Annotated in this window: 20 protein-coding genes; 13 read left to right on the forward strand and 7 right to left on the reverse strand. The window is 65.6% G+C overall.

Features of this window, described 5'->3' with window-relative positions:
• The first annotated feature begins 27 nt into the window (after positions 1 to 27).
• Together RSE14_RS14120 and RSE14_RS14125 are read left to right on the forward strand one after the other, a co-directional pair.
• The gene (locus RSE14_RS14120) at positions 28 to 678 is read left to right on the forward strand and encodes a PadR family transcriptional regulator (protein ID WP_324074717.1); all 651 of its coding nucleotides are present in this window, start codon (positions 28 to 30) and stop codon (positions 676 to 678) included.
• Between the two features lie 78 nt (positions 679 to 756).
• A complete protein-coding gene (locus RSE14_RS14125) occupies positions 757 to 1191 on the forward strand; it encodes a hypothetical protein (RefSeq protein ID WP_324074719.1) in 435 nt (144 codons plus the stop codon).
• 12 nt (positions 1192 to 1203) lie between these two features.
• Here the strand turns inward: RSE14_RS14125 and RSE14_RS14130 are convergent, their stop codons facing one another.
• Positions 1204 to 2382 (reverse strand): glycosyltransferase family 4 protein, encoded by a 1179-nt coding sequence (locus RSE14_RS14130; RefSeq protein WP_324074721.1) that lies wholly within the window; start codon positions 2380 to 2382, stop codon positions 1204 to 1206.
• Positions 2383 to 2557: 175 nt separating this feature from the next.
• Between RSE14_RS14130 and RSE14_RS14135 the strand changes: the two genes are divergently transcribed.
• From RSE14_RS14135 to RSE14_RS14150, 4 genes are all read left to right on the forward strand, one after another.
• Positions 2558 to 3736 (forward strand): phosphoserine transaminase, encoded by a 1179-nt coding sequence (locus RSE14_RS14135; RefSeq protein ID WP_324074723.1) that lies wholly within the window; start codon positions 2558 to 2560, stop codon positions 3734 to 3736.
• A gap of 118 nt (positions 3737 to 3854) precedes the next feature.
• The gene (gene serA / locus RSE14_RS14140; RefSeq protein WP_324074725.1) at positions 3855 to 5441 is read left to right on the forward strand and encodes a phosphoglycerate dehydrogenase; all 1587 of its coding nucleotides are present in this window, start codon (positions 3855 to 3857) and stop codon (positions 5439 to 5441) included.
• 103 nt (positions 5442 to 5544) lie between these two features.
• Positions 5545 to 6672 carry an ATP phosphoribosyltransferase regulatory subunit gene (locus tag RSE14_RS14145; RefSeq protein ID WP_324074727.1) on the forward strand — a complete coding sequence of 376 codons (1128 nt, stop codon included), beginning with the start codon at positions 5545 to 5547 and terminating at the stop codon, positions 6670 to 6672.
• Positions 6669 to 7070 carry a RidA family protein gene (locus RSE14_RS14150; protein ID WP_324074729.1) on the forward strand — a complete coding sequence of 134 codons (402 nt, stop codon included), beginning with the start codon at positions 6669 to 6671 and terminating at the stop codon, positions 7068 to 7070. Before RSE14_RS14145 ends, RSE14_RS14150 begins: the two co-directional genes overlap by 4 nt.
• Here RSE14_RS14150 and RSE14_RS14155 read toward each other — a convergent pair.
• Entirely contained in the window at positions 7067 to 8155 is a 1089-nt protein-coding gene (locus RSE14_RS14155; RefSeq protein ID WP_324074731.1) for an alpha/beta hydrolase, read from the reverse strand. The genes RSE14_RS14150 and RSE14_RS14155 overlap by 4 nt on opposite strands.
• 130 nt (positions 8156 to 8285) lie before the next feature.
• Here RSE14_RS14155 and RSE14_RS14160 point away from each other — a divergent pair, with 130 nt between their 5' ends.
• From RSE14_RS14160 to RSE14_RS14170, 3 genes are all read left to right on the forward strand, one after another.
• Positions 8286 to 9575, forward strand: a complete 1290-nt coding sequence (locus RSE14_RS14160) for an adenylosuccinate synthase (protein ID WP_324074732.1) — start codon at positions 8286 to 8288, stop codon at positions 9573 to 9575.
• Positions 9576 to 9609: 34 nt separating this feature from the next.
• On the forward strand, positions 9610 to 10164 hold the full coding sequence (locus RSE14_RS14165; protein WP_324074734.1) for a L,D-transpeptidase family protein: 555 nt from the start codon (positions 9610 to 9612) through the stop codon (positions 10162 to 10164).
• 185 nt (positions 10165 to 10349) lie between these two features.
• Complete coding sequence (locus tag RSE14_RS14170; protein ID WP_324074735.1) at positions 10350 to 11348, forward strand: MarR family transcriptional regulator; 999 nt, start codon at positions 10350 to 10352, stop codon at positions 11346 to 11348.
• On the opposite strand, the gene RSE14_RS14175 is transcribed toward RSE14_RS14170, so the two are convergent.
• The 4 genes from RSE14_RS14175 to argH are packed head-to-tail and all read right to left on the reverse strand — an operon-like array spanning position 11345 to position 15045.
• The gene (locus RSE14_RS14175; protein WP_324074738.1) at positions 11345 to 12151 is read right to left on the reverse strand and encodes a precorrin-2 dehydrogenase/sirohydrochlorin ferrochelatase family protein; all 807 of its coding nucleotides are present in this window, start codon (positions 12149 to 12151) and stop codon (positions 11345 to 11347) included. The genes RSE14_RS14170 and RSE14_RS14175 overlap by 4 nt on opposite strands.
• 7 nt (positions 12152 to 12158) lie before the next feature.
• Positions 12159 to 13418, reverse strand: a complete 1260-nt coding sequence (gene lysA / locus RSE14_RS14180) for a diaminopimelate decarboxylase (protein WP_324074740.1) — start codon at positions 13416 to 13418, stop codon at positions 12159 to 12161.
• A gap of 14 nt (positions 13419 to 13432) precedes the next feature.
• Positions 13433 to 13672 carry a lipoprotein gene (locus RSE14_RS14185; RefSeq protein ID WP_324074742.1) on the reverse strand — a complete coding sequence of 80 codons (240 nt, stop codon included), beginning with the start codon at positions 13670 to 13672 and terminating at the stop codon, positions 13433 to 13435.
• Entirely contained in the window at positions 13669 to 15045 is a 1377-nt protein-coding gene (argH, locus tag RSE14_RS14190; RefSeq protein WP_416379385.1) for an argininosuccinate lyase, read from the reverse strand. The genes RSE14_RS14185 and argH overlap by 4 nt, the downstream gene beginning before the upstream one ends.
• Before the next feature lie 154 nt (positions 15046 to 15199).
• On the opposite strand from argH, the gene RSE14_RS14195 reads away from it, so the two are divergent.
• Complete coding sequence (locus RSE14_RS14195; protein ID WP_324074746.1) at positions 15200 to 15646, forward strand: TlpA family protein disulfide reductase; 447 nt, start codon at positions 15200 to 15202, stop codon at positions 15644 to 15646.
• Between the two features lie 12 nt (positions 15647 to 15658).
• On the opposite strand, the gene malQ is transcribed toward RSE14_RS14195, so the two are convergent.
• Complete coding sequence (gene malQ / locus RSE14_RS14200; RefSeq protein ID WP_324074748.1) at positions 15659 to 17638, reverse strand: 4-alpha-glucanotransferase; 1980 nt, start codon at positions 17636 to 17638, stop codon at positions 15659 to 15661.
• A 210-nt stretch (positions 17639 to 17848) separates the two neighbouring features.
• Between malQ and RSE14_RS14205 the strand changes: the two genes are divergently transcribed.
• The 3 genes from RSE14_RS14205 to glgC are packed head-to-tail and all read left to right on the forward strand — an operon-like array spanning position 17849 to position 23734.
• Positions 17849 to 20275, forward strand: a complete 2427-nt coding sequence (locus RSE14_RS14205) for a glycogen/starch/alpha-glucan phosphorylase (RefSeq protein WP_324074750.1) — start codon at positions 17849 to 17851, stop codon at positions 20273 to 20275.
• Positions 20272 to 22434 carry a 1,4-alpha-glucan branching protein GlgB gene (gene glgB / locus RSE14_RS14210; RefSeq protein ID WP_324074752.1) on the forward strand — a complete coding sequence of 721 codons (2163 nt, stop codon included), beginning with the start codon at positions 20272 to 20274 and terminating at the stop codon, positions 22432 to 22434. Before RSE14_RS14205 ends, glgB begins: the two co-directional genes overlap by 4 nt.
• Positions 22435 to 22474: 40 nt before the next feature.
• The gene (gene glgC, locus RSE14_RS14215) at positions 22475 to 23734 is read left to right on the forward strand and encodes a glucose-1-phosphate adenylyltransferase (protein WP_324074754.1); all 1260 of its coding nucleotides are present in this window, start codon (positions 22475 to 22477) and stop codon (positions 23732 to 23734) included.

Below are 23734 nucleotides of genomic sequence, written 5' to 3' on the forward strand. Positions count from 1 at the left end.
ATGTATCGAAGATGCATGGAGGATAGCATGACCTGGAACAAGTACGGGCGTGGCGGTGGCTGGGAAAAGCTCGCCGAGGCAATGGCGACGATGGCGATGAACGGAAACGTCAATTTCGGCGGGCCGGGCTTCAAGATGCGCGCGCGCTTCGACGAGGATTTCCCGCGTGAAGCCGATGGCGAGGGCGAAGAACGCGGTCCCGGTCGACGTGGTCGGCGCGGGCGGATGTTCGGTCAGGGCGAGCTGCGCCTCGCGCTGCTGGCGCTGATCGCCGAGAACCCGTCGCACGGCTATGAACTGATCAAGGCGATCGAGGAAATGACTGGCGGCGACTATGCCCCGAGCCCGGGCGCGGTCTACCCGACGCTCCAGCTGCTCGAGGATGAAGGCTCGATCGAGGAAGCCGAGGCCGAAGGCGCGAAGAAGCCCTTTGCCGCCACCGCGCAGGGCCTTGAGGAGCTCGAGGATCGCAAGGTCGAGGTCAAGGCGCTGCTCCGCCGCCTCGGCCGTCACGGCGAACGCACCACTACCGTCCGCTCGCATGACGTGTTCCGGGCGATGGGCAACCTCGGCTCTGTGCTGAAGAACCGTGCGCGGGCGGGCAAGCTCGACGAGAACACCATCAAGGAAATCGTCGACATGATCGACGAGATGGCCAAGCGCATCGAGCGGCTCTGAACCGCCGCCGATTGCCGCAAGGCCGTTTGAGGCGTAGTCTCTCCCCGTCCGGGTCGCAGCGGATGGGGAGAGACGCCTGTGAACAGCAATCTGAACCCGCGCGCGAAAGCGCCGTGGCACCTCTGGCTGGTCGGCATTGCGACGCTGCTGTTCAACGCCATGGGCGTGTTCAGCTACACCATGACCAAACTGGGCAAGCTGGCTGATCTCGGCATGACCCCCGAACAGATCGCCTTCATGGACTCTTATCCTGCATGGGCGAGCACCTTGTGGGCGCTGGGTGTGTGGGGCGCTTTTGCCGGATCCGTGCTCCTGCTGCTGCGTATGCGCTGGGCGGTTCCGGCTATGCTGGTCGCGCTGCTCGGCCTGATCGGGACGACGGCCTACAATTACGGCATGGCCGATGTGCCGGCGAGCATGCAAGCCCCCGCGCTCGACGTCGCGATCTGGGTGGTGACGCTGTTCCTGCTGTATTATTCGCGCAGGATGGTGAAGGCTGGCGTGCTGAAATAGCCGTTCCGGCTCCTAGGCGGCGCGCAGCCTGCGCCGTTCCTCGACCAGCCGGACATAGATGTCCGCCACCACTGCGTTGATCGCTTCCCAGCTGTATTCGCAAGCGCGGGTCTCGCCCGCGGCGCCATGCGCGGCGCGCAGGGCCGGATCGAGGCAATAGGGGGCGAGCGCTTCGGCAAAGGCGTTTGCATCGGCCTGCTTGTTGGTCGGCACCACCAGCCGGCCTGTCACGCCGTCGGTTACCAGACTGGCGCTGCCCGTTGCGCCGGCGGCCACCACCGGCAGCCCGCTGGCCATGGCTTCGAGCGTGACATTGCCGAAGGTCTCGGTGACCGAAGGGTTGAAGAAGATGTCGCCACTGGCGAGCGCCTGTCCCAGCGCATCACCGGTCTTGAAGCCGGTAAAGATGCCTTCGGGAAGGTTCGCTTCGAACCACCCGCGTGCCGGGCCGTCGCCGATCACCAGCACCTTGTGCGCCACGCCGCGCGCGCGCAGCCGGACGATGGTTTCGGCAAAGACGTCGAGCCCCTTTTCCATCACCAGCCGCCCGAGGAAGACGATGGCCACGTCCGTCTCGGCCAGCCCGATCGCGCGGCGCCATTCCGGATCGCGGCGGGCGGAGGAGAAGATCGTGCGATCCACCCCGCGGGTCCACAGGCCGATATCCTGATGCATCTCCATCGCCAGCAGTTCGTCGATCATGCTCTGCGACGGCGCGACCAGCGCGTCACAGCGGTTATAGAACCGCTTGAGCAGCTTGATCACCAGCGGCTCGAGGAAGGCCATGTTGTAGTAGCGCGGATAGGTCTCGAACCGGGTGTGGACGCTGGCGAGCACCGGAATATCGTGCTGTTGCGCCCATTTGAGCGCGGCATGGCCCGAAGGATCGGGCGAGGAGACGTGGATGATGTCGGGGCGGAAGGCCTCAAGATCGCGCTTCACATCTGCGCCCAGCCCGGTCGGCAGGCGATATTCGCCGCGCCCCTTAACCGGCATCGGCACATTGGGCAGGCCGACCAGTTCGCCGGTCGGCGGAAAATCGGGATTGGCGACCTTGGGGGAATAGACGCGCACCTTCGCGCCCTTGGCCAGCACCGAGCCGACGAGCCGGTTGAGGGCCTGATTGGCCCCGTCGCGGGTGTAATTGTAGTTGCCGCTGAACAGGGCAATGCGGAGGTCGGAAATGGTCATGGAGCGGCCCGTTTAGGCGAGGTCTGCGAATATTGCGAGAGGGAGCATTGGGGTGGCCCCGGCAATTCGCACGGCTACGGGGTTTATTCGATTGACTCCGCGCCCCGCCCCACTAGAGCGGCCAGCGGGCCACGCGGTCCCAACGCCGCGCGAGCTCTCTGCAAGGAGAGAATACATGACTGAGTATGCACGCGGGCTCGCACACGAGCCGACGCTTAAGCCTGAGCGCCCCTTCTTTTCGTCGGGCCCCACGGCAAAATTCCCCGGCTGGTCGCTGGACAAGCTCAAAACCGAATCGCTTGGACGCTCGCACCGCTCCGCGCTGGGCAAGGCGCGTCTGAAGTACGCGATCGACCTCAGCCGCGAACTGCTCGGCATCCCCGATGACTATCTGATCGGCATCATGCCTGCCTCGGACACCGGCGCGATCGAAGCCGCCATGTGGTCGATGCTCGATCCCGCGCGCCCGGTGACGGTCGCGGCGTGGGAAAGCTTTGGCAATATCTGGATCCAGGACGCGGTGAAGCAGTTGAAGCTGCCCAATCTGCAGGTGCTGACGGCCGATTATGGCGAGATCCCCGATCTCACCACCATCCCGCAGCGCAATGACGTTGTCTTCACCTGGAACGGCACCACCTCGGGCGCGATGATTCCCAATGCCGACTGGCTCGAACCGGGCCGCGAGGGGATTACCATCAACGACGCCACCAGCGCGATCTTCGCGCAGGAGATGGACTGGTCGAAGCTCGATGCCACCACCTATTCGTGGCAGAAGGTGATGGGCTCGGAAGCCCAGCACGGCATGCTGATCCTCAGCCCCAAGGCGGTCGCGCGGATCGAAAGCTATGATCCGGCCTGGCCGCTGCCCAAGCTGTTCCGCATGAAGAAGGGCAACAAGATCAACGCCGGCATTTTTGCGGGCGAGACGATCAACACCCCCTCGATGCTGGCGACCGAAGATTACATCGCGGCGCTGGAATGGGCCAAGGCGATCGGCGGGCGCAAGGCGCTGGTCGAACGCGCCAATGCCAATGCCAAGATCGTCAAGGACTGGATCGAGTCCACCCCGTGGCTGCGCAACATGGTGCCCAATCCGGCCCAGCAGACCAATACCGGCGTGTGCATGATGTTCCAGGGCGAGTGGTACGAAAGCCTCTCGGACGAGGACAAGGCCGGTGTTCCCAAGAAGATCGTCAAGCTGCTCGAAGAGCGCAATGTCGGCTATGACTTCAACGGCTACCGCGATGCGCCGCCGTCCTTGCGCATCTGGTGCGGCTCGACTGTCGAGCAGGAGGACCTGAAGCGCCTGCTGCCGTGGATCGAGTGGGCCTACGAGAAGGTCAAGAACGGCTGAGGCCGTCCAATTCGCGTCGCCCCGGCCTTGGCGCCGGGGCCGCTCTCCCCTGTTCCCAATGCGCGTGTCGCGCGCGATCCCGGGTCGAGCCCGGGATGACGAGTGGAAGGTATTCAAAATGACCAAGCCCAGAGTTCTGATTTCCGACAAGATGGACCCCAATGCCGCCCGCATCTTCGAAGAGCGCGGCTGCGACGTCGATGTCATCACCGGCGAAACCCCTGAACAGCTGATCGCCCGCATCGGCGATTATGATGGCCTCGCGATCCGTTCCTCGACCAAGGTGACCAAGGCGGTACTCGATGCCGCCACCAACCTGAAGGTGATCGGCCGCGCCGGCATCGGCGTCGACAATGTCGACATTCCCTACGCCTCGTCGAAGGGCGTGGTGGTGATGAACACCCCGTTCGGCAACTCGATCACCACTGCCGAACACGCCATCGCGCTGATGTTCGCGCTGGCCCGCCAGATCCCCGAAGCCAATGCCCAGACCCAGGCCGGCCTGTGGCCCAAGAGCGGCTTCATGGGCGTGGAAGTCACCGGCAAGACCCTCGGCCTCGTCGGCGCGGGCAATATCGGTTCGATCGTCGCCAGCCGTGCGCTCGGCCTGCGCATGAAGGTGATCGCCTATGATCCCTTCCTTACCGAAGAGCGCGCGGTCGAGATGGGCGTGGAGAAGGTCGATCTCGACACGCTGCTGACGCGCGCCGATTTCGTCACGCTGCACACGCCGCTGACCGAAGACACCCGCAACATCCTCAGCCGCGAGCGGCTGGAGAATGCCAAGAAGGGCATTCGCATCATCAACTGCGCGCGCGGCGGGCTGATCGACGAAGCGGCGCTGAAGGACTGCCTCGAAAGCGGACAGGTGGCAGGCGCGGCGCTCGACGTGTTCGAGACCGAGCCGCCGGCGGCCGATCATCCGCTGTTCGGTGCGCCCAACTTCATCTGCACCCCGCACCTTGGCGCATCGACCAACGAAGCGCAGGTCAATGTCGCGCTGCAGGTTGCCGAGCAGCTGGCTGACTACCTCGTCAATGGCGGTGTCACCAACGCGCTCAACGTGCCGAGCCTCTCGGCCGAGGAAGCCCCGAAGCTGAAGCCCTACATGGCGCTCGCCGAGAAGCTCGGCAGCCTTGTGGGCCAGCTCGCGCATGGCAACCTCACCCACATCAGCATCGAACGCGAGGGCGCGGCCGCCGAACTCAACGGCAAGCCGATCACCGCCGCAGTCCTGGCCGGCTTCATGCGTCGCTATTCGGACAGCGTGAACATGGTCAACGCGCCGTTCCTCGCCAAGGAGCGCGGGCTTGACGTAAGCGAGATCCGGCACGAGCGCGAAGGCGCCTTCAACACGCTGGTGCGGGTGACGGTGCAGACCTCGGCCGGCGCACGTTCGGTGGCGGGCACGCTGTTCGGCACGGAAGCGCCGCGTCTGGTCGAAATCTTCGGCATCGGGATCGAAGCCGAACTCGCCGGGCACATGCTCTACATCGTCAATGACGACAAGCCGGGCTTCATCGGCCGCATCGGCACGCTGCTGGGCAATCACGGCATCAACATCGGCACCTTCAACCTCGGCCGCCGCGCCGCGGGCGGGGAAGCGGTGCTGCTGCTGAGCCTTGACGATGCGCTGACCCCGGAAGTCGTCGCCGAGGCCGAGAAGGTCGAAGGCGTCAAGACGGTGACCGCGCTTACGTTTTGATCGAGATGGCGTCGCCCCGGGCTTGACCCGGGGCCGCTGTCCGGTCAGTCGGGTGCCTGACGATAGCGATCCTGGGTCAAGCCCGGGATGACGAACGAGCAATATGACCCAGCCCAACGATCTCCTTCCCGAAGGCCTTGAAGACCGCCTGCCGCTTGAAGCAGCGCGGATCACGGCTGCGATGCGCGCCTGCCTCGCGGTGCTGGAATCGCATGGCTATGACCGGGTGCGCCCGCCGCTGCTCGAATTCGAAGCCTCGCTGGCGGGGCGCATGGCGGGGGTTGCTGGCGGCGAGGGGCGGGCAATGTTCCGCTTCGTCGATCCGGCATCCTTGCGCACGCTCGCGCTGCGCAGCGACATGACCCCGCAGGTTGGCCGGATTGCCGCCACCAGCCTGCGCAATGCACCGCGCCCGCTGCGGCTTGCCTATTCTGGCGACACCGTGGTGATCAAGGCCAGCCAGCTCGATCCCGCGCGCGAGCGGCTGCAACTGGGCGCGGAGCTGATCGGCGCAGACACAGTCGCTGCGGCAAGCGAGGCGGTGATGCTCGCCATCGAGGCGCTGAAGGCGGCTGGCCTCACCGGCATATCGGTCGATTTCACGCTGCCCGATCTGGTCGACACGCTGGCAGAGAAGGCCTTCCCTCTGGCGTCCGAACAGATCGAGGCGGTGCGGCGCGAGCTCGATACCAAGGATGCCGGTGGCCTTCGCAGCGCGGGCGGGGCGGCATATCTGCCGCTGCTCTATGCCACAGGCCCCTTCGACAAGGCGCTTGCCGCGCTGCGGGATGTCGACGCGGGTGGGGCGCTGAAGTCGCGGCTCGACGGGCTGGAAGCAATTGCGACCAGCATCGGGGATGCGGCGCGCATCACGCTCGATCCGACCGAGCGGCATGGCTTCGAATACCAGTCGTGGTTCGGCTTCACCCTCTATGCCGAGGGCCTGCGCCGTGCGGCAGGGCGGGGCGGCACCTACCGCATCGCCGGGACCGATGAGCCGGCAACCGGCTTCACGCTCTACCTTGATCGCTTGGCCGATGTGGCACCGCAGCCCGAAGCCGCACCGCTGGTGTGGCTGCCCTTGGGCTATGACCGGGCCGCTGCAACGGCCTTGCGCGCGAGCGGCGCGCGCACGCTTGCGCAACTGGCCGAGGGCGAGGATCCGGTGGCGCTGGGCTGCACGCATATCCTCGAGGGCGATGCGCTGGTTGAGCTGGCACCGCGCGCATGACCGACCGCGTCAAGCCGATCACCCTGCCGAATGATCCGCTCGCGCCCTATTTGATCGCGCCCGCGTGGCAGGTGGGGGAGCTTTTGTTCCTGTCCGGGCAAGCCAGCATCGGCAAAGACGGCAGCATTGTCGGCGTAGGCGACATCGACGCGCAGATCGCCCAGACCTTCGCCAATATCGAGACTGTGCTGGCCGCAGCGGGCAGTGATCTTTCGCGCGTGGTGAAGGTGACGATCTACCTCACCGACATGGGCAACTTCCCGAAGATTCTCGAGGCCCGGGAGCGGTATTTCACCCCGCCATACCCTGCGGATACCACGGTCGAGGTAAAGGGCCTCGCACTGCCGGAACTGATGGTCGAAATCGACGTGATCGCGACAGCTCCTGTCGGGGGCTAACCGAACACCTTTTTCAGGAAGGCGTCGACCGCGTCTGTCTGCGCCTTTCCGGCATCGGTGCCCAGATCGCGGTTCATGCGTCCGTGATCCGTGCCGGTGATGGCGACCGCGCTCGCATCCGCACCGGCCTTGGCGAGCGCACGGGTCAGCGCCTCGGACTGCATCTTCGAGCCGGGACGTTCCGCGACATAGAGTGCCAGCCAATGGGGCGCGTCCTTGCCGCCGACATGGGTGATCGGCGAGAGGGCTTTCTGCCGCGCCGGATCAGTGCCGAACACGTCCTTGTAGAGCGTCGGCAGCTCCATCGTCGGCGTGGCGGCGGCGTTGACGACATCATAGCCTGCCCCGTCCAGCAGCACGACGCCCTTGATCGCCGCGAAGGCTTCATCGCCGGCATATTGCGGATCGGTGGCGACCAGCGCGGCGAGATGCGCGCCTGCCGAATGCCCCATCAGCACAATTGTGTCGGGATCGAACCCGCCCGATTGCGCCTGCCCGCGCAGCGCCTTGATCGCGGCACCGATATCGGCGGCCTGCTGTTCCACCGGCGCGTCCGGCAGCAGCCGGTAACCTGCCGAGGCAAAAACATAGCCTGCGTCCTTGAAGTGCTGCGGCTTGGCCTGAACGAGGCCGCGATTGCCGATCTGCCAGCCGCCGCCGTGGATGAAGACCACCAGCGGTGCATCGCCCACCGCACTATCGGGGGTATAGACATCGACCTGCTGGCGCAGGTGATCGCCATAGACCACGGTGCTGCTGATCTTCGCGCTGGCATAGGCGCCTGCACCCGCGCCCGCACCGGCCCGCGCACCCATGCCCGGGCCGCGCCTTGCGCCTGCACCTTCACCAGCACCGCGCTGGGCCTCCATCCGTTCGCGGATGCTGGCCGCGCAGCTTTCAGAAAGCTGGGCGTATTTCTCGCGCAGACAGTTGCGAAGCTCGCCGCGGTTCATCCCGCACAATCGCACGATTTCCTCGCGGCATTCGCGTGGCAGACGCTCGTCCCGGTTCCGCTGGGCAAGGATCGGGGTTGCCAGTACGGCGGCCGCGGAGAGGGCGAGCAGGGTGCGGGTGGCGGTGTTCATTATGCGTCCTCGGGTGATTGCATGACTGTGCTTTAACGCGCACAGCCCCGCAACCCTTCGCACAGCTTGCCACCATGCCCCCGAGCGCCTAGTGCCCCTGCGGTTTTGTCGCCACCGGATAAGGATTGAAATGGCCAACGTCACCGTGATCGGCGCCCAGTGGGGCGATGAGGGCAAGGGCAAGATCGTCGACTGGCTCGCCAGCCGCGCGGATGTGGTGGTGCGTTTCCAGGGCGGGCACAATGCCGGCCACACGCTGGTGATCGACGGCAAGACCTACAAGCTTTCGCTACTGCCCTCTGGCATCGTTTCGGGCACCCTGTCGGTGATCGGCAACGGCGTGGTGCTGGATCCCTGGGCTTTGCGTGACGAGGTCGCCAAGGTGGAAGGGCAGGGGGTCTCGATCACCGACGAGAACCTCGCGATTGCGGATAACTGCCCGCTGATCCTGCCGCTCCACCGTGATCTCGATGGCTTGCGCGAAACCGCGGCGGGCAAGGGCAAGATCGGCACCACCGGCCGCGGCATCGGTCCGGCTTACGAGGACAAGGTTGGCCGCCGCGCGATCCGCGTGTGCGATCTGGCGCATCTCGACACGTTGGAGCCTCAGCTCGATCGCCTCTGCGCGCATCACGATGCGCTGCGCGCAGGCTTCGGCCAGCCGCCGGTCGATCGCGCCGCCCTGCTCGAAGAACTGCGCGAAATCGCCCCCTTTGTGCTCAAGTTTGCCCAGCCGGTGTGGAAGCGCCTCAAGAAGGTGCGCCGCGCCGGCGCCAAGATCCTGTTCGAGGGCGCGCAGGGCGTGCTGCTCGATGTCGATCACGGCACCTATCCCTTCGTCACCTCGTCCAACACTGTGAGCGGCACCGCGGCGTCGGGCTCCGGCCTCGGCCCCAATTCGACCGGCTTCGTGCTCGGCATCGTCAAGGCCTACACCACCCGCGTCGGCTCCGGCCCTTTCCCGACCGAGCTTGAGGACGACATCGGCCAGCGCCTCGGCGAGCGCGGCCATGAATTTGGAACCGTCACCGGCCGCAAGCGCCGCGTCGGCTGGTTCGATGCGGTGCTGGTGCGCCAGTCCTGCGCGATTTCGGGTGTCACCGGCATCGCGCTCACCAAGATCGACGTGCTCGACGGGCTGGAGAAGGTCGCGATCTGCACCGGTTATCGGCTGCACGGGAAGGTCTATGACTACCTTCCGAGCCACGCCGCCGATCAGGCCGAATGCGAGCCGATCTACGAAGAGATGGAAGGCTGGAGCCAGAGCACTGCAGGCGCGCGCTCCTACGCCGATCTTCCGGCGAATGCGATCAAGTACATCCAGCGCATCCAGGAATTGATCGAATGTCCGGTGGCGCTGGTCTCGACCTCGCCCGAGCGTGACGACACGATCCTGATGCGCGATCCTTTCGTGGATTGATCGCAAGGGGCAGGGCGCGTTATCCTCGGCGCTGATGAAGCGTCTTGCCGCTCTTGCTCTGCTGGCTCTTGCCGCCTGTGCCAATCCGCCGCCCAAGGTGGCCGAGGCACCCGCCGCGCAACCGCCGCTGGCGCGCGAAGTCCAGCGGATCGAGCCGCGCCCGAGCTTTACCCATGTCGATTACCTGTTGTTCGACAAGTCCGAGCGGCTGATGATCGGCTATGCTGGCGGCCAGCCGGTCAAGGCGTGGCGGGACTTGCAGTTCGGTGATCAGCCGGTCGGCCACAAGCGCTTCGAGGGCGACGAGCGCACGCCCGAAGGCCGCTACGTAATCGAAGGCCGCAATCCCGGTAGCGCCTATCATCTGAGCCTGAAGGTTTCCTACCCTGCGCCTGCCGACCGCGCCTATGCCGCGCAGTATGGCCGCTCGCCCGGGGGCGATATCTTCCTCCACGGCCAGCCCAATGCCTTGCCTTTCGGACGGATGCCGGGTGACTGGACCGACGGCTGCATCGCCTTTTCCAACGCGGAAATCGAAGAGCTGTGGCGCATCGTACCGGACGGCACGGTGATCGAAATCCGGCCTTGATTTGCGGCGCGGCCGGCCGCGCGCAGACCTCCCGCCCAGCCTCCCCACCCGGCCACCATAGCCTTATGGTATCATTGGTGGCCGGGTGGGGAGGCGGGGCGGGAGGTCTGACAGTAATACGCATATTTACTTGAACTGATCCTGTTTTGTTCTAGTTTCGTTCCAACATTGTTGGAGTCGAGTCGATGCTGATCAATGCTGCCCCCCAAGCCGATTTTTCCTACGACATCGCGCAGGATGGCGCCGGTCTGCCCGCCCGCGTTGCGATCTATGGCGAGAATGCTTCCTTGCGTGATCAGATCGCAGCCGATCTTGGCGGGGCAGGGTTCCGCACGATCGATGGTGGCAGCATCGCTGCTCTGCTTGAAGGGCCGATTGCGCTGCTGGGCGATGTTGTGATGGTGGATTGCGCTGTCACCGGCAGCCGCGGGCTTGATGCGATGATGCTGGCGGGGCTTGCGAGGCTCGATATGCGGGTGGCGCGCGCAGGCGCGAAGCTGATCGTGTCCACCTCGATGGCGGGGCTCGATGATGTCTTCGCAGTGCTTGATCAATCCGCACCGCAGATACTGATTTCCCCCAGCCGGGCCGAGCGTGTGGTTGCCGTCGGCCGGGTGATGGGTGAGGCGGGTGCCGCGCGGGTGCGCGAGATGTCGGAGGAAGACCGGCTGGCCCTCCTGCGCCTGTCACAGCAGGTCGAAGCGATTGCCCAGTCGCTTGACCGGATGACCCAGCCGCTGGCGCAGCAGAGCCACCCTGCGGCGACGCTGATCTCCGGTTACAAGCGCAGTACGGAACCCGCGCCTGCCGTGCTTGCCGGTTCTGGCCAGACCCAGCTTCCCGATCCGCGCATGGTGCGCCAGGTGATTGCCAACCGGCAGGCACGTGCGCGCTTTTTCGATGCGGAACTGTTCGGCGATCCGGCGTGGGACATGCTGCTCGATCTCACAGCCGCGCATGGTGAAGGGGCGCAGGTCTCGGTCACCTCGCTGTGCATCGCGGCGGCTGTCCCGGCGACCACCGCGCTGCGCTGGCTCACGCAGATGGTGGAGAGCGGGATTTTCGTGAGGGTCCCCGATCCGGCCGACAAGCGCCGCGCCTTCATCGCGCTCAGCGATCGCTCGCTGACGGCGATGGCGGGTAACTTCGCCAGCCTGCGCAGCCCCATGACGCTTGCCGCCTAGGCCGAGGGGCGGAAGCGCAGCACCACCGTCAATCCAGTGTCGCCAGCGACGGGCTCTGCCGCGCCGTCCCAAGCCTCCCGCGCCGCATCGGCACGCGCCCGGGCGAGAATGGCGGACGGCACCGGCCCGTCGATCAGCAGCACATCGGCCTCGCCCAGCAGGCGCGCCTGTCGCAGCGTGAGGTCCTCAGGATCGGCACTGGTCAGGATCAGTTCTGCTGCCTGTCCCGTTCGGGCCGGAGCGGCGCCCTCGGCCCAATCCGAAACCCGCACATGCGCATCGCGATCAAACGGATCGAGCGGGCCACCTTCAGCCAGCGCCGCATCGATCACCCGCCGCCGCGCGGCACCATCGGTAAAGCGCTTGCGCAAGACCGGCCGCGCAGCCTCCAGCGCGCGCGCCAGCAGCCCCAGCGTCTCGGGCAGCACCCGTTCGAGCCGCAGCCGCACATGCTTGGCAAGCCCCGCCGAAGCCCCGCCTGTCCCGATCGCGATCAGCAGCGGATCACGATCGAGGATGCTTGGCGTGGTGAAGTCGCACAGCTCGGGCCGGTCAACGACATTGACCAGCATCCCCGCGCAGCGCGCATTGACCGCGGCGACCTCGCAGGCCTTGCCATCATCATAGGCAATGAACGCGAGCCGCACGCCTTCATCGATCGCGCGGGGCAGATCGTCCACCACCACGCCGCCAGCGCGCTCGACAAGCCGTCGCTTGGGTTCGGCCGCCGGCCCGTCACCCAGTACCAGCACCTGTTGTCCGGCGATCTGGTGGAACAGGGGCAGGCTGGCGATCTGGCTCATCTGAGCCTCAAACCAGCCATTCCGGCACGCGTTCGGCATCCATGATCGCGCCCGCCTCGATCCGGTCGGCCACCACGGCGAACCTGTCGCCATCCACCAGCACTTCGGCCACGAAGCCGCGCGAATTGTAGGATGATGCCATGGTCGCGCCGTAAGCCCCCGCGGTGCGGAACACGGCAAGATCGCCCGCTTCCAGCGCGTCGCATTCCCGGCCCATGGCGAAGGTATCGCCGGTCTCGCAGATCGGGCCGACGATGTTCGCGGTCATCTGTGCGCCCTTGGGCTCGACCGCCTCGAAGTGGTGATAGGCCCCGTAGAGCGCCGGGCGTGCAAGATCGTTCATCGCCGCATCGACGATCACGAAAGGATCCTTGATCCCGCGCTTCACCCGCACCACGCGGGTCAGCAGGACGCCGGCATTGCCAGCGATCACCCGGCCCGGCTCGAAGATCAGCTTGACGCCCCAGTCCTTCGTCACCCGCGCGACCATCGCGCCATAGGCGGCGGGTTCCGGCAGGATTTCGCCAACGCGGTAAGGCACGCCGAGCCCGCCGCCCAGGTCGACATGGGTGATGGTATGGCCCGCACCGCGCAGCGCCGTCACCAGCGCGCCGAGCTTTTCGAATGCGGTCTCCAGCGGGGCGAGATCGGCGAGCTGGCTGCCGATATGTACCGCCACGCCGCGCAGGTTGACCCCGGGCAGCTTGGCCAGCGTGCCGAAGATCTGCCCGGCCTCGCTGATCGGCACGCCGAACTTGTTATCGGCCTTGCCGGTCGAGATCTTGTCATGGGTGCCGGCATCAACATCGGGATTGATGCGCAAGGTGCACTGCGCCGTCATCCCGCGCGCCGCCGCGATTTCGGCCAGCTCGACGCCCTCTTCCTCGCTCTCGATATTGAACTGGCCGATCCTGGCATCGAGTGCGGCGACCATCTCGGCTGCGGTCTTGCCCACCCCCGAAAAGACGATCATTTCCGGCGCAATCCCGGCCGCCAGCGCGCGGCGCATCTCGCCAACCGAGACGACGTCTGCGCCCATGCCTTGCTGGCCCAGCACCTTCAGCACGGCCAGGTTGGGGTTCGACTTCACGGCAAAGGCGATGAGCTTGTCCTGCACCCCCTCCAGCGCCTCGCGGAAGACGCGGGCGTGGCGTTCCAGCGTTGCGCGCGAATAGACATAGACGGGCGTGCCGACTTCCTCCGCAATCAGCGGCAGCGGCACGTCTTCGGCGTGCATGACGCCGTTTCTGAGGGCAAAATGATCCATGACGAAGCGGGGTCTTATTCCGGGGGGAGATCGAAGGGGTCGTCCTGCCGTTCTTCCGAGCGGCGGCGCAGTTCTACGCTGCGTTCGGGCGCGGCGAGGGCATCGCGGCGCAGCAGTTCATCGGCATTGGGCGGCGCGGTGGCACCATGCGGGGCGACCGGCAGGCTCGCGCTTTCGGGCGGAGTAAGCGGCGCGCGCGAACCGCAGCCGGCCAGCAGCGCTGCGGCAGCAATGGCAATCACGATACGCATCATTCCTCCATCCCCAGCACTGCCCGCGCACGGGCCACTTGCAAACGGACCTGATCGGGTGCGGTTCCGCCATAAGACGCGCGCGCTGCCACCGAAGCATCGACCGACAGCGCGGCATAGACGCTGTCATCGATCCGCGCATCAATGGCCTGAAGATCGGCCAGCGGCAGGGCATCAAGCGCAATCCCCCGGCTTTCCGCCAGCTTCACCGCGCTGCCTGTGATATGATGCGCCTCGCGGAACGGAATGCCGCGCGCCCGCACCAGCCAGTCGGCAAGATCGGTGGCGGTAGCATAGCCCAGTTCCGCCGCCGCGCGCATCCGGGCGGTATTGAACGAAGCGCCTGCGATCATTCCGGTCATCGCCGCGATGCTGAGCGCCATCAGTCCTGCGGCCTCGAAAACCGGCGGCTTGTCGTCCTGCATGTCCTTGGAATAGGCGAGCGGGAGCCCCTTCATGGTGATCATCAGGCTGGTGAGGCTGCCGATCACCCGCCCCGAATGGCCGCGCACCAGTTCTGCGGCATCGGGGTTCTTCTTCTGCGGCATGATCGAGGAGCCGGTTGAGAGAGTGTCGGGCAGGCGGATGAAGCCGAAGGGCTGGCTCGCCCACAGGATTAGCTCTTCGGCGAGGCGCGACAGGTGCAGCGCGCTCGACGAGCAGCACCACAGGAAATCGAGCGCAAAATCGCGGTCGGACACAGCGTCGAGCGAATTGGCAGTGGGGCGGTCGAACCCGAGCGCCGCCGCCGTCATGTCGCGATCGATGGGAAAGCCGGTGCCTGCCAGCGCCGCCGAGCCGAGCGGACATTCGTTCATCCGCACCCGCGCGTCGGCGATCCGCGCCCGGTCGCGGCGGAACATCTCGTAGTAGGCCATCAGGTGGTGGCCGAGCGTCACCGGCTGCGCGGTCTGGAGATGGGTGAAGCCGGGCATGATGCTGTCCGCATGCTCGCCCGCACGGGCCACCAGCGCGCATTGTAGCGCGGCGAGGCCTTCATCCATCTGAGCAAAGCCATCGCGCACCCACAGGCGGAAATCGGTCGCCACCTGATCATTGCGGCTGCGCGCGGTGTGGAGGCGACCGGCGACCGGGCCGATCAGCTCGGCCAGCCGCGCCTCGGTGGTCATGTGGATGTCCTCGAGGTCCCAGTTCTCGGGCACGCCATGGGCGGCATATTCGGCCGCGACCTGATCGAGCCCGGCGCTGATCGTAGCGGCATCCTCGGCGGCGATGATGCCCTGTGCACCCAGCATCGCGACATGCGCTTTGGATGCGGTGATGTCCTGCTGCCACAGCGCCTTGTCGAACGGGATCGAGGCGTTGATTTCGCGCATGATCGCGCTAGGGCCGGCAGCGAAGCGCCCGCCCCACATCGCGTTGGCCGCCTTTTCTTCGGAGCCTGTCATGTCCCGCTCTTCGCTCATTCTTGCAATACCGCTGCTGCTGCTGGCAGGATGCGATAGGCCTGCAGGGGCGCCAGCGCAACCGGGCGAGGCGGCGCAAGACAATGCAAAAGCGGCAGCGGGCGTGGTGGACCGCAAGTTTGCCGGCACCCCGCTCCCCGCGCTCACCTTCAAGGATCCGGCGGGCAATGCGCTCGATCTGGGCGCGCAGGACGGGCCGGTGCTGATCAATCTGTGGGCGACATGGTGCGGCCCCTGCGTGATCGAGATGCCGCAGCTTGATGCCCTTGCGGGCGAGCTTGAGGGCGAGGTGCGGGTGATCACCATCAGCCAGGACCTGCGCGGAGCCGAGACCGTCTCTCCGTTCTTTGCCGAGAAGGGTTTCGTCCGGCTCGAACCCTGGCTTGATCCCGATACCACCATGTCGGCCCAGTTCACGCCCGAGGGCGCATTGCCGCTGACCATCCTGTTCGATGCCAAGGGCAAGGAAGTGCTGCGCGTAGCGGGCGGTTATGAATGGGACAGCCCGGCAGCAATCGCGATGATCCGCGAGAGCCTTGCCACCCGATAGGCTGGCTACGGGCTATTCTGGCGGTTCGAGCCCCTTCCGCGCCTGCCTGAGGATCGCGCAGCGGCGCTGGACATGGGTGTCTTCCAGCATCCGGGCCGCTGATGTGGCTATCCGGCGGCGCCAGTTGGGGTGGACGTCGACAGTACCGGGCAGGTTGGGCTGCTCATCCAGACCCAGCATGTCCTCCAACGAAACCAGCGCGAGGCAGGAGGGCGTGCGGGCGATATGGGCGATGGCAGCGTCGACCACCGGGTCCGGGTCATCGGCCGCGGGGCGAGGGGCGTGGTGGTTCAAGGTCGACCAGAGCAATCCGCGGTCCCATTCGCGGATCGCTTCGGCTTCCGAGCGGCCAATGTTTTCAGGCAGGCGGCCAAGCTCTTCGGCCCAGTCGAGATCGCGCCCGCGCCACCAGCCGGCGACTGTCACCGTGTCATGCGTCCCGCTCATCGCGGTGCTGAGCGGCTCGTAATCCTGTGCACCGACGAAGCCGTGATCCTCGGCGCGTTCGAACCACAAGACGCGCATCCCCAGCATCCGCCTGTCCGTGACGGCCTGGGTAAAGCCGAAGGGCGCGGTGCCGAGATCCTCGGCGATCACCAGCGCATTGGCGCGGTGCGCTTCGAGCGCGGTGAGGCGCACGAGATCCTCGAACGGGAAGGAGAGGTAGGCACCATCGGACGTCGCGCCGCCTTCCGGGATGACCCAGAGCCGCGCCAGGCCGAAGGCGTGATCGATCCTGAGGCCGCCGCCCACCGAAAGGCCTGCGCGGATCATCGCTATCCACGGGGCGTAGCCGGTGTCGCGCAGGCCATCGGGCGAAAAGCCGGTGATCGACCAGTTCTGCCCGAGCGGCCCAAGCGGGTCGGGCGGCGCGCCGATGGTGAGCCCGTCCAGCATCGCATGGCGCAGCGACCATGCATCGCTGCCCGCCGGATCGACCCCGACTGCGAGATCCGCGATCAGGCCGATCCCCATGCCAGCCTTGCGGGCCGCCGTCTGCGCGGCTTCCAGACCCTGCCGTGCGAGCCATTGCACGAAGAGGTGGAAGGCGATCTCCTCGGGGTGTTCGGCAGCAAAGCGCCGCGCTGCGGCACCATTCGGATCGTGGAAGGCGGCGGGCCAGCCCTGCCAGCCATGTGCGCCTTGCGGGCGGAAGTGGCAATCGAGCGCATCGAACAGCGCGTGTCGATGCAGCATGGCATCGCCCTCTGCGGCAATCGCCGCGCGCCGCGCAGGATCGAGCGCCGCAAAGACTGTCCGCAATTCGGCAAGACACCGTGGCATGGCGGCAGGCCAGTCGATCAGATCTCTGGCATCGCCTGCCGGTGGTAGCGGCGGCAGGCCTGCTAGCGCCGGATCTCCCATCGCTCCGTTGAGGAACAGGCGGCTCGACGGCGAATAGGGACTGAAATTCTCGCCATGGCCGGGAAACAGGGCATGCACCGGATTGATCGCCAATGCATCCCCGCCCGCCGCGCCAAGCGCACGCGCGGCCTCAGCAAGGTCTGCGAAGGTGCCAAAGGGGGTGGGCTGTTCTCCCCGCAAGGAGGGGATCTGGAGCGATACGCCCCACGGACGGCGCTGATCCTGCGCTGGCAGGGGACATGCTGGCGGCGCAACCGCGAGCTTCAGCGCATGACCATCCAGAATAAGATCGTAATATCCCGGCGGCGCTGTCACCTGAAGCTGGTTGCCGGTGACGGCCAAGGGCCGGGTGATGCCGTCTTCGCCAGTGATCTCGGCGCGGTTGGCGGCAATCGGCAGAGGGATGCTGGCCCCGGCATCGGCCACCAGCATCGCCGGCAAACCCATGCGCCGTTCCGCCACCGCAGCAAGGCTGCGCGCGATCCGGGCTTCGCTGCCTGCCTCATGGCCGAGCGCGGCAATCAAGGCAACGAGCGCATCGTCCGCGACACGCTGCTGACGCCCTTCGACATCCGTCCAGTCGCGGCTCAACCCGCAAGCATGGGCCAGCGCGTGCAGTTGCTCCATTGCGGCCTCCCTTCGCTTTCCCAGCGCATCCTTCGCCAAAGCCCCGCTGGCAAGCGCTTTGCGGGCATCTTTCCCGCATGAATACGACTGTCACGGCATCTGACTGATTGCTGCACGCGGTTGCAACTGGCTAGGGTGTGTTTGACAGAGGCGGGGGGCGCTGTTCTCGCGGTTCGATCCTGTCAGGCTTCAAAGGGGAGTGCGCAAAGCATGACGAACAGCTCGAATGGCAGCCTGACCGGCAAGGCGGCTACGCTCGAAGCGCGCATTCTCGACGCCTTGCATCACCGCGTCGGCAAGACCGAACGCGCGGCCAAGCCGCATGACTGGTACAATGCCGCTGTGCTCGCCATGCGCGATGACATCATCGACAACTGGTTCGCCTCGACCGACCGCACCCATGAGGCCGAGGGCAAGCGGGTCTATTATCTCAGCCTCGAATTCCTGATCGGCCGCCTGCTGCGCGATGCACTCTCGAACCTCGGCAGTACGCGCGAGATGGAGCAGGCGCTGCGCGAACACGGGCTCGATCTGGCGCCGCTGGAGGAACTCGAACCCGATGCCGCGCTCGGCAATGGCGGGCTCGGGCGGCTTGCGGCGTGCTTCATGGAGAGCCTCGCCAGCCTCGACATCGCCGCCGCTGGCTATGGCATTCGCTACATCAACGGCATGTTCCGCCAGCGCATCGACGATGGTTGGCAGATCGAACTGCCCGAAACCTGGCTCGCCCACGGCAATCCGTGGGAGTTCGAGCGGCGGGAGAGCGCCTACACCATCGGCTTCGGCGGCGAGGTGGTAAGCGAGGGCGGGGCGATCCGCTGGGTTCCGGGCGAAAAGATCGAGGCGACCGCCTTCGATACCCCGGTGGTCGGCTGGCAGGGCAAGCGGGTCAACACCCTGCGGCTGTGGAATGCCAATGCGGTCGATCCGATCCAGCTCGCTGCCTTCAACGCCGGCGATCACGCGGGCGCGCTCGCTGCGCAGGTTCGGGCCGACAGTCTGGTACGGGTGCTCTATCCGGCGGATTCGACCCCGGCGGGGCAGGAATTGCGCCTGCGGCAGGAGTTCTTCTTCTCCAGCGCAAGCATCCAGGACATCGTGCGCCGCCATATCCAGTATTTCGGCGATGTGCGCAGCCTGCCGGAAAAGGCGGCGATCCAGCTGAACGACACCCACCCGTCGGTGGCGGTGGCCGAGTTGATGCGGCTGCTGATGGACGATCACCACCTCGCCTTTGACGAGGCGTGGGACATAACCCGCGGCACGATTGCCTATACCAACCACACCCTGCTGCCCGAGGCGCTTGAAAGCTGGCCGCTGCCGCTGTTCGAGCGGCTGCTGCCGCGCCACATGCAGATCGTCTACACCATCAACGCCAAGGTGCTGCGCGAGGCGCGCAAGGCCGGGCTGGAAGATGCCTCGATTGCCGCGATCTCGCTGATCGACGAGCATGGCGAGCGGCGCGTGCGGATGGCGAACCTCGCTTTCGTGGGCGCGCATTCTGTGAACGGGGTGGCAGCGCTCCACACTGAACTGATGAAGCAGACCGTGTTCGCCGATCTGCACAAGCTCTATCCGGCGCGGATCAACAACAAGACCAACGGCGTCACCCCGCGGCGCTGGCTTCACCAGTCGAACCCGCGCCTGACCGGCCTCATCCGCGAGGCGATCGGTGACGGGTTCAAGGCCGATGCCGAGCAGCTGGCGAGCCTTGCCGCGATGGCGGGCGACAAGGCGCTGGGCGAGCGGGTCGACGAGGTGAAGCGCGCCAACAAGGTCGATCTGGCCAATCATTTGCGCGAGCTGACGGGGCTGCGGCTTGACGCCGATGCGCTGTTCGACGTGCAGATCAAACGCATCCACGAATACAAGCGCCAGCTGCTCAACCTGATCGAGACGGTGGCGCTCTATGACCAGATCCGCAGCCATCCCGAACGCGACTGGGTGCCGCGCGTGAAGATCTTCGGCGGCAAGGCTGCGCCGACCTATCACAACGCCAAGCTGATCATCAAACTGGCCAATGACATCGCCCGGCGGATCAATTCCGATCCTTCCGTGGGCGAATTGCTGAAGGTGGTGTTCGTCCCGAACTACAATGTCAGCCTGGCCGAGCGGATCATTCCGGCCGCTGACCTTAGCGAGCAGATTTCCACCGCCGGTATGGAAGCTTCGGGCACCGGCAACATGAAGTTCGCCTTCAACGGCGCGCTCACCATCGGCACGCTCGACGGGGCCAATATCGAGATCATGGAGCGGGTTGGCACCGAGAATATCGTGATCTTCGGCCTCACCGCTGAGGAGGTCGCTGCCAAGCGTGCCGGGGGCTATTCCCCGCGCGAAGTGATCGAGGGTTCGAGCGAACTGGCCCAGGCGATCCATTCGATCGCCAGCGGGGTCTATAGCCCTGACGAGCCGACCCGCTATCAGGGGCTGATGGATGCGCTCTACAATTCCGACTGGTTCATGGTGGCGGCCGATTTTGACGCCTATGCCGCGGCCCAGCGCGAGGTTGAACAGCGCTGGTGCGACAGGCCCGCGTGGCGCAAGTCGGCGATCATGAACATCGCCAATGTCGGCTGGTTCTCCTCCGATCGCACCATCAGCGAATATGCGCGCGAGATCTGGGGCGTGATGTGAAACCCCCGGCCGAGGCCATCGCCGCGCTGATGGACGGATCGCACGCCGATCCCTTCTCGCTGCTCGGCCCGCATGACGGCCCGGCAGGGACCTTTGCCCGCGCGATCCTGCACGGTGCCGAAACCGCCGAGGCTTTCTCGCTCAAGGGTGGGCGCCTCGGCAAGATGACCCGCGTCGATGGCCCGCTGTTCGAGGGGCTGCTGCGGGGCAAGCCCAAGCCGGTGCGTTACCATTGCAAGGGGAACGGCCACGAATGGTGGGTGACCGATCCCTACAGCTTCGGCCCCGTTCTGGGGCCGATGGACGATTTCCTGATCGCCGAGGGCACGCATCTTCGGCTGTTCGACAAGCTCGGCGCGCATGTGATCGAACATCAGGGCTGCACGGGCGTGCACTTCGCCGTCTGGGCGCCCAATGCCCGCAGCGTAAACCTTGTCGGCGATTTCAACGGCTGGAACGGGGCTGCGCATATGCTGCGCCGCCGTGTCGATATCGGCGTGTGGGAAATCTTCATCCCCGACATCGGCGAAGGCGCGGCCTACAAATATCGCATCACCGGGCCTGACGGCACGGTCCAGCCGCTGAAGGCCGATCCCTTCGCCTTCGCCAGCGAGCTGCGCCCCAGGACCGCCAGCATCGTCGCGCGGCCCGGCAAGCGCGAATGGGGCGACTCTGCCCACCGTGCCCACTGGGCCAGCGTCGATCCCCGGCGCGAGGCCATATCGATCTACGAAGTCCACCCCGGCTCATGGCAGCGTCGCGATGATGGCTGGTTCCTCGACTGGGACGAACTGGCCGCGCGGCTGATCCCCTACGTGGCCGAAATGGGCTTTACCCATATCGAGTTCCTGCCCGTCTCCGAACATCCCTATGATCCGAGCTGGGGCTACCAGACCACCGGGCTTTACGCCCCCTCGGCCCGCTTTGGCGATGTGGAGGGCTTTGCCCGCTTCGTTGACGGCGCCCACCGCGCCGGGATCGGCGTGCTGATCGACTGGGTGCCGGCGCATTTTCCGGTCGACGAGCATGGCCTTGCCCGTTTCGACGGCACCGCGCTCTACGAACACGAAGACCCGCGCTTGGGCTTTCACCCCGACTGGAACACCGCGATCTACAATTTCGGGCGCAAGGAAGTGCGCTCTTTCCTGGTCAACAATGCGCTGTTCTGGGCAGAGCAGTATCATGTCGATGGCCTTCGTGTGGATGCGGTCGCCTCGATGCTCTACCGTGATTACTCGCGCAAAGAGGGAGAATGGATCCCCAACGCCGAGGGTGGGCGCGAGAACTGGGAAGCGGTCGAATTCATGCGCGCGACCAACCGCGCGCTCTATGGCACCCATGCGGGAGTCATGACGATTGCCGAGGAATCGACCTCATGGCCGGGCGTTTCGCAACCCGCCTTTGACGAAGGCCCGCGCACCGCATTGGGCTTCGGGTTCAAGTGGAACATGGGCTTCATGCACGACACTCTCCAGTACATGGCGCGCGATCCGGTGCACCGCAAATACCACCACAACGAGATCACCTTCGGGCTCGTCTATGCCTTCTCCGAGAATTTCGTCCTGCCTTTGAGCCATGACGAGGTGGTGCACGGCAAGGGCACGATCCTGGGCAAGATGAGTGGTGATGACTGGCAGCAATTCGCCAACCTGCGTGCCTACTATGCGATGATGTGGGGCTATCCCGGCAAGAAGCTGCTGTTCATGGGACAGGAGTTTGCCCAGCGCCGCGAATGGAGCGAGGAGCGCGCGCTTGACTGGGAGCTGATGGACGCGCCCGCGCATCGCGGCGTCGCGCGGCTGATCTGCGACCTGAACCGCCTCTACCGCGAAACCCCCGCGCTCCATGCACGTGATTGCGAGGGCGAGGGCTTTGCATGGCTGATCGCGGATGATGCCGACAACTCGGTCTTCGCCTGGGTGCGTATGGCGCCGGGCGCGGCTCCGGTGGCGGTGATTTCTAACATGACCCCGGCGCTGCACACGGCCTACCGCGTGCCGCTACCGCATGACGGGGCATGGGCCGAAGTGCTCAATAGCGATGCGGAGATCTATGGTGGAAGCGGTCAGGGCAATCTTGGCCGCGTCGAGGCCCGCGATGGCGCTGCACACATCGTGTTGCCGCCACTCGCCACGATAATGCTGCAATTCGAAGGTTAGGCTAAACGGAACAAGACACCGGACAAGGGGAGACGTCGGGATGAGAGAGGTGACTTCGGGAAGGCCGCTGGCGCGTGACGCCATGGCTTATGTGCTGGCAGGCGGGCGCGGCAGCCGGTTGATGGAACTGACGGACCGGCGCGCCAAGCCGGCGGTCTATTTCGGCGGCAAGTCGCGCATCATCGACTTTGCCCTGTCGAACGCGATCAATTCCGGCATCCGCCGCATCGGCGTCGCAACGCAGTACAAGGCGCACTCGCTGATCCGCCACATGCAGCGCGCGTGGACCTTCCTGCGCCCCGAACGTAACGAAAGCTTCGACATTCTGCCTGCCAGCCAGCGCGTCTCGGAAAACCAGTGGTACGAAGGCACGGCCGATGCGGTGTTCCAGAACATGGACATCATCGCCAGCCTCGCGCCCAAGTACATGGTGATCCTGGCGGGCGATCACATCTACAAGATGGACTACGAATTGATGCTGCAACAGCACGTCAATTCCGGCGCCGATGTGACGGTCGGTTGCCTTGTCGTGCCGCGCATGGAGGCGACCGGCTTTGGCGTCATGCAGGTCGACGCGAACGACACCATCACCGCCTTTGTCGAGAAGCCCAAGGACCCGCCCGGCATTCCCGGCAACGAGGGCATGGCGCTGGCTTCGATGGGGATCTATGTCTTCAACACCGAATTCCTGTTCGAACAGTTGCGGCGCGATGCCGATGATCCCGCTTCCAAGCGCGATTTCGGCGGGGACATCATCCCCTACATCGTCAAGCACGGCAAAGCCGTCGCCCACCGCTTCACCAACAGCTGCATCCGCGCTGCCGAGGAGATCGAGGAATACTGGCGCGATGTCGGCACGCTGGATGCCTATTTCGAAGCCAATCTCGATCTCACCGACACGGTGCCCAAGCTCAATCTCTATGACCGCGACTGGCCGATCTGGACCGATGCCGTGGTCGCAGCGCCTGCCAAGTTCGTCCATGACGAGGACGGGCGGCGCGGCTTTGCGGTATCCTCTCTGGTGTCGGGCGACTGCATCGTCTCTGGCAGCGAAGTGCGGCGCAGCCTGCTGTTCACCGGTGTCAAGATCGGCAGCTATTCCGATGTGCGCGAGGCTGTGATCCTGCCCTATTGCAACATCGGACGCGGGGCGCGGCTCAACCGGGTGATCATCGATTCCGGCGTGCGCATCCCGGAAGGCATGGTCATCGGCGAGGATCCCGAGCTTGACGCGCGCCGGTTCCGGGTCTCGGAAAAGGGCGTGGTGCTGGTCACCCGCGACATGATGGCGCGCCTTTAG

The organism is Erythrobacter sp. (genome assembly GCF_035194505.1).
GTDB lineage: Bacteria > Pseudomonadota > Alphaproteobacteria > Sphingomonadales > Sphingomonadaceae > Erythrobacter.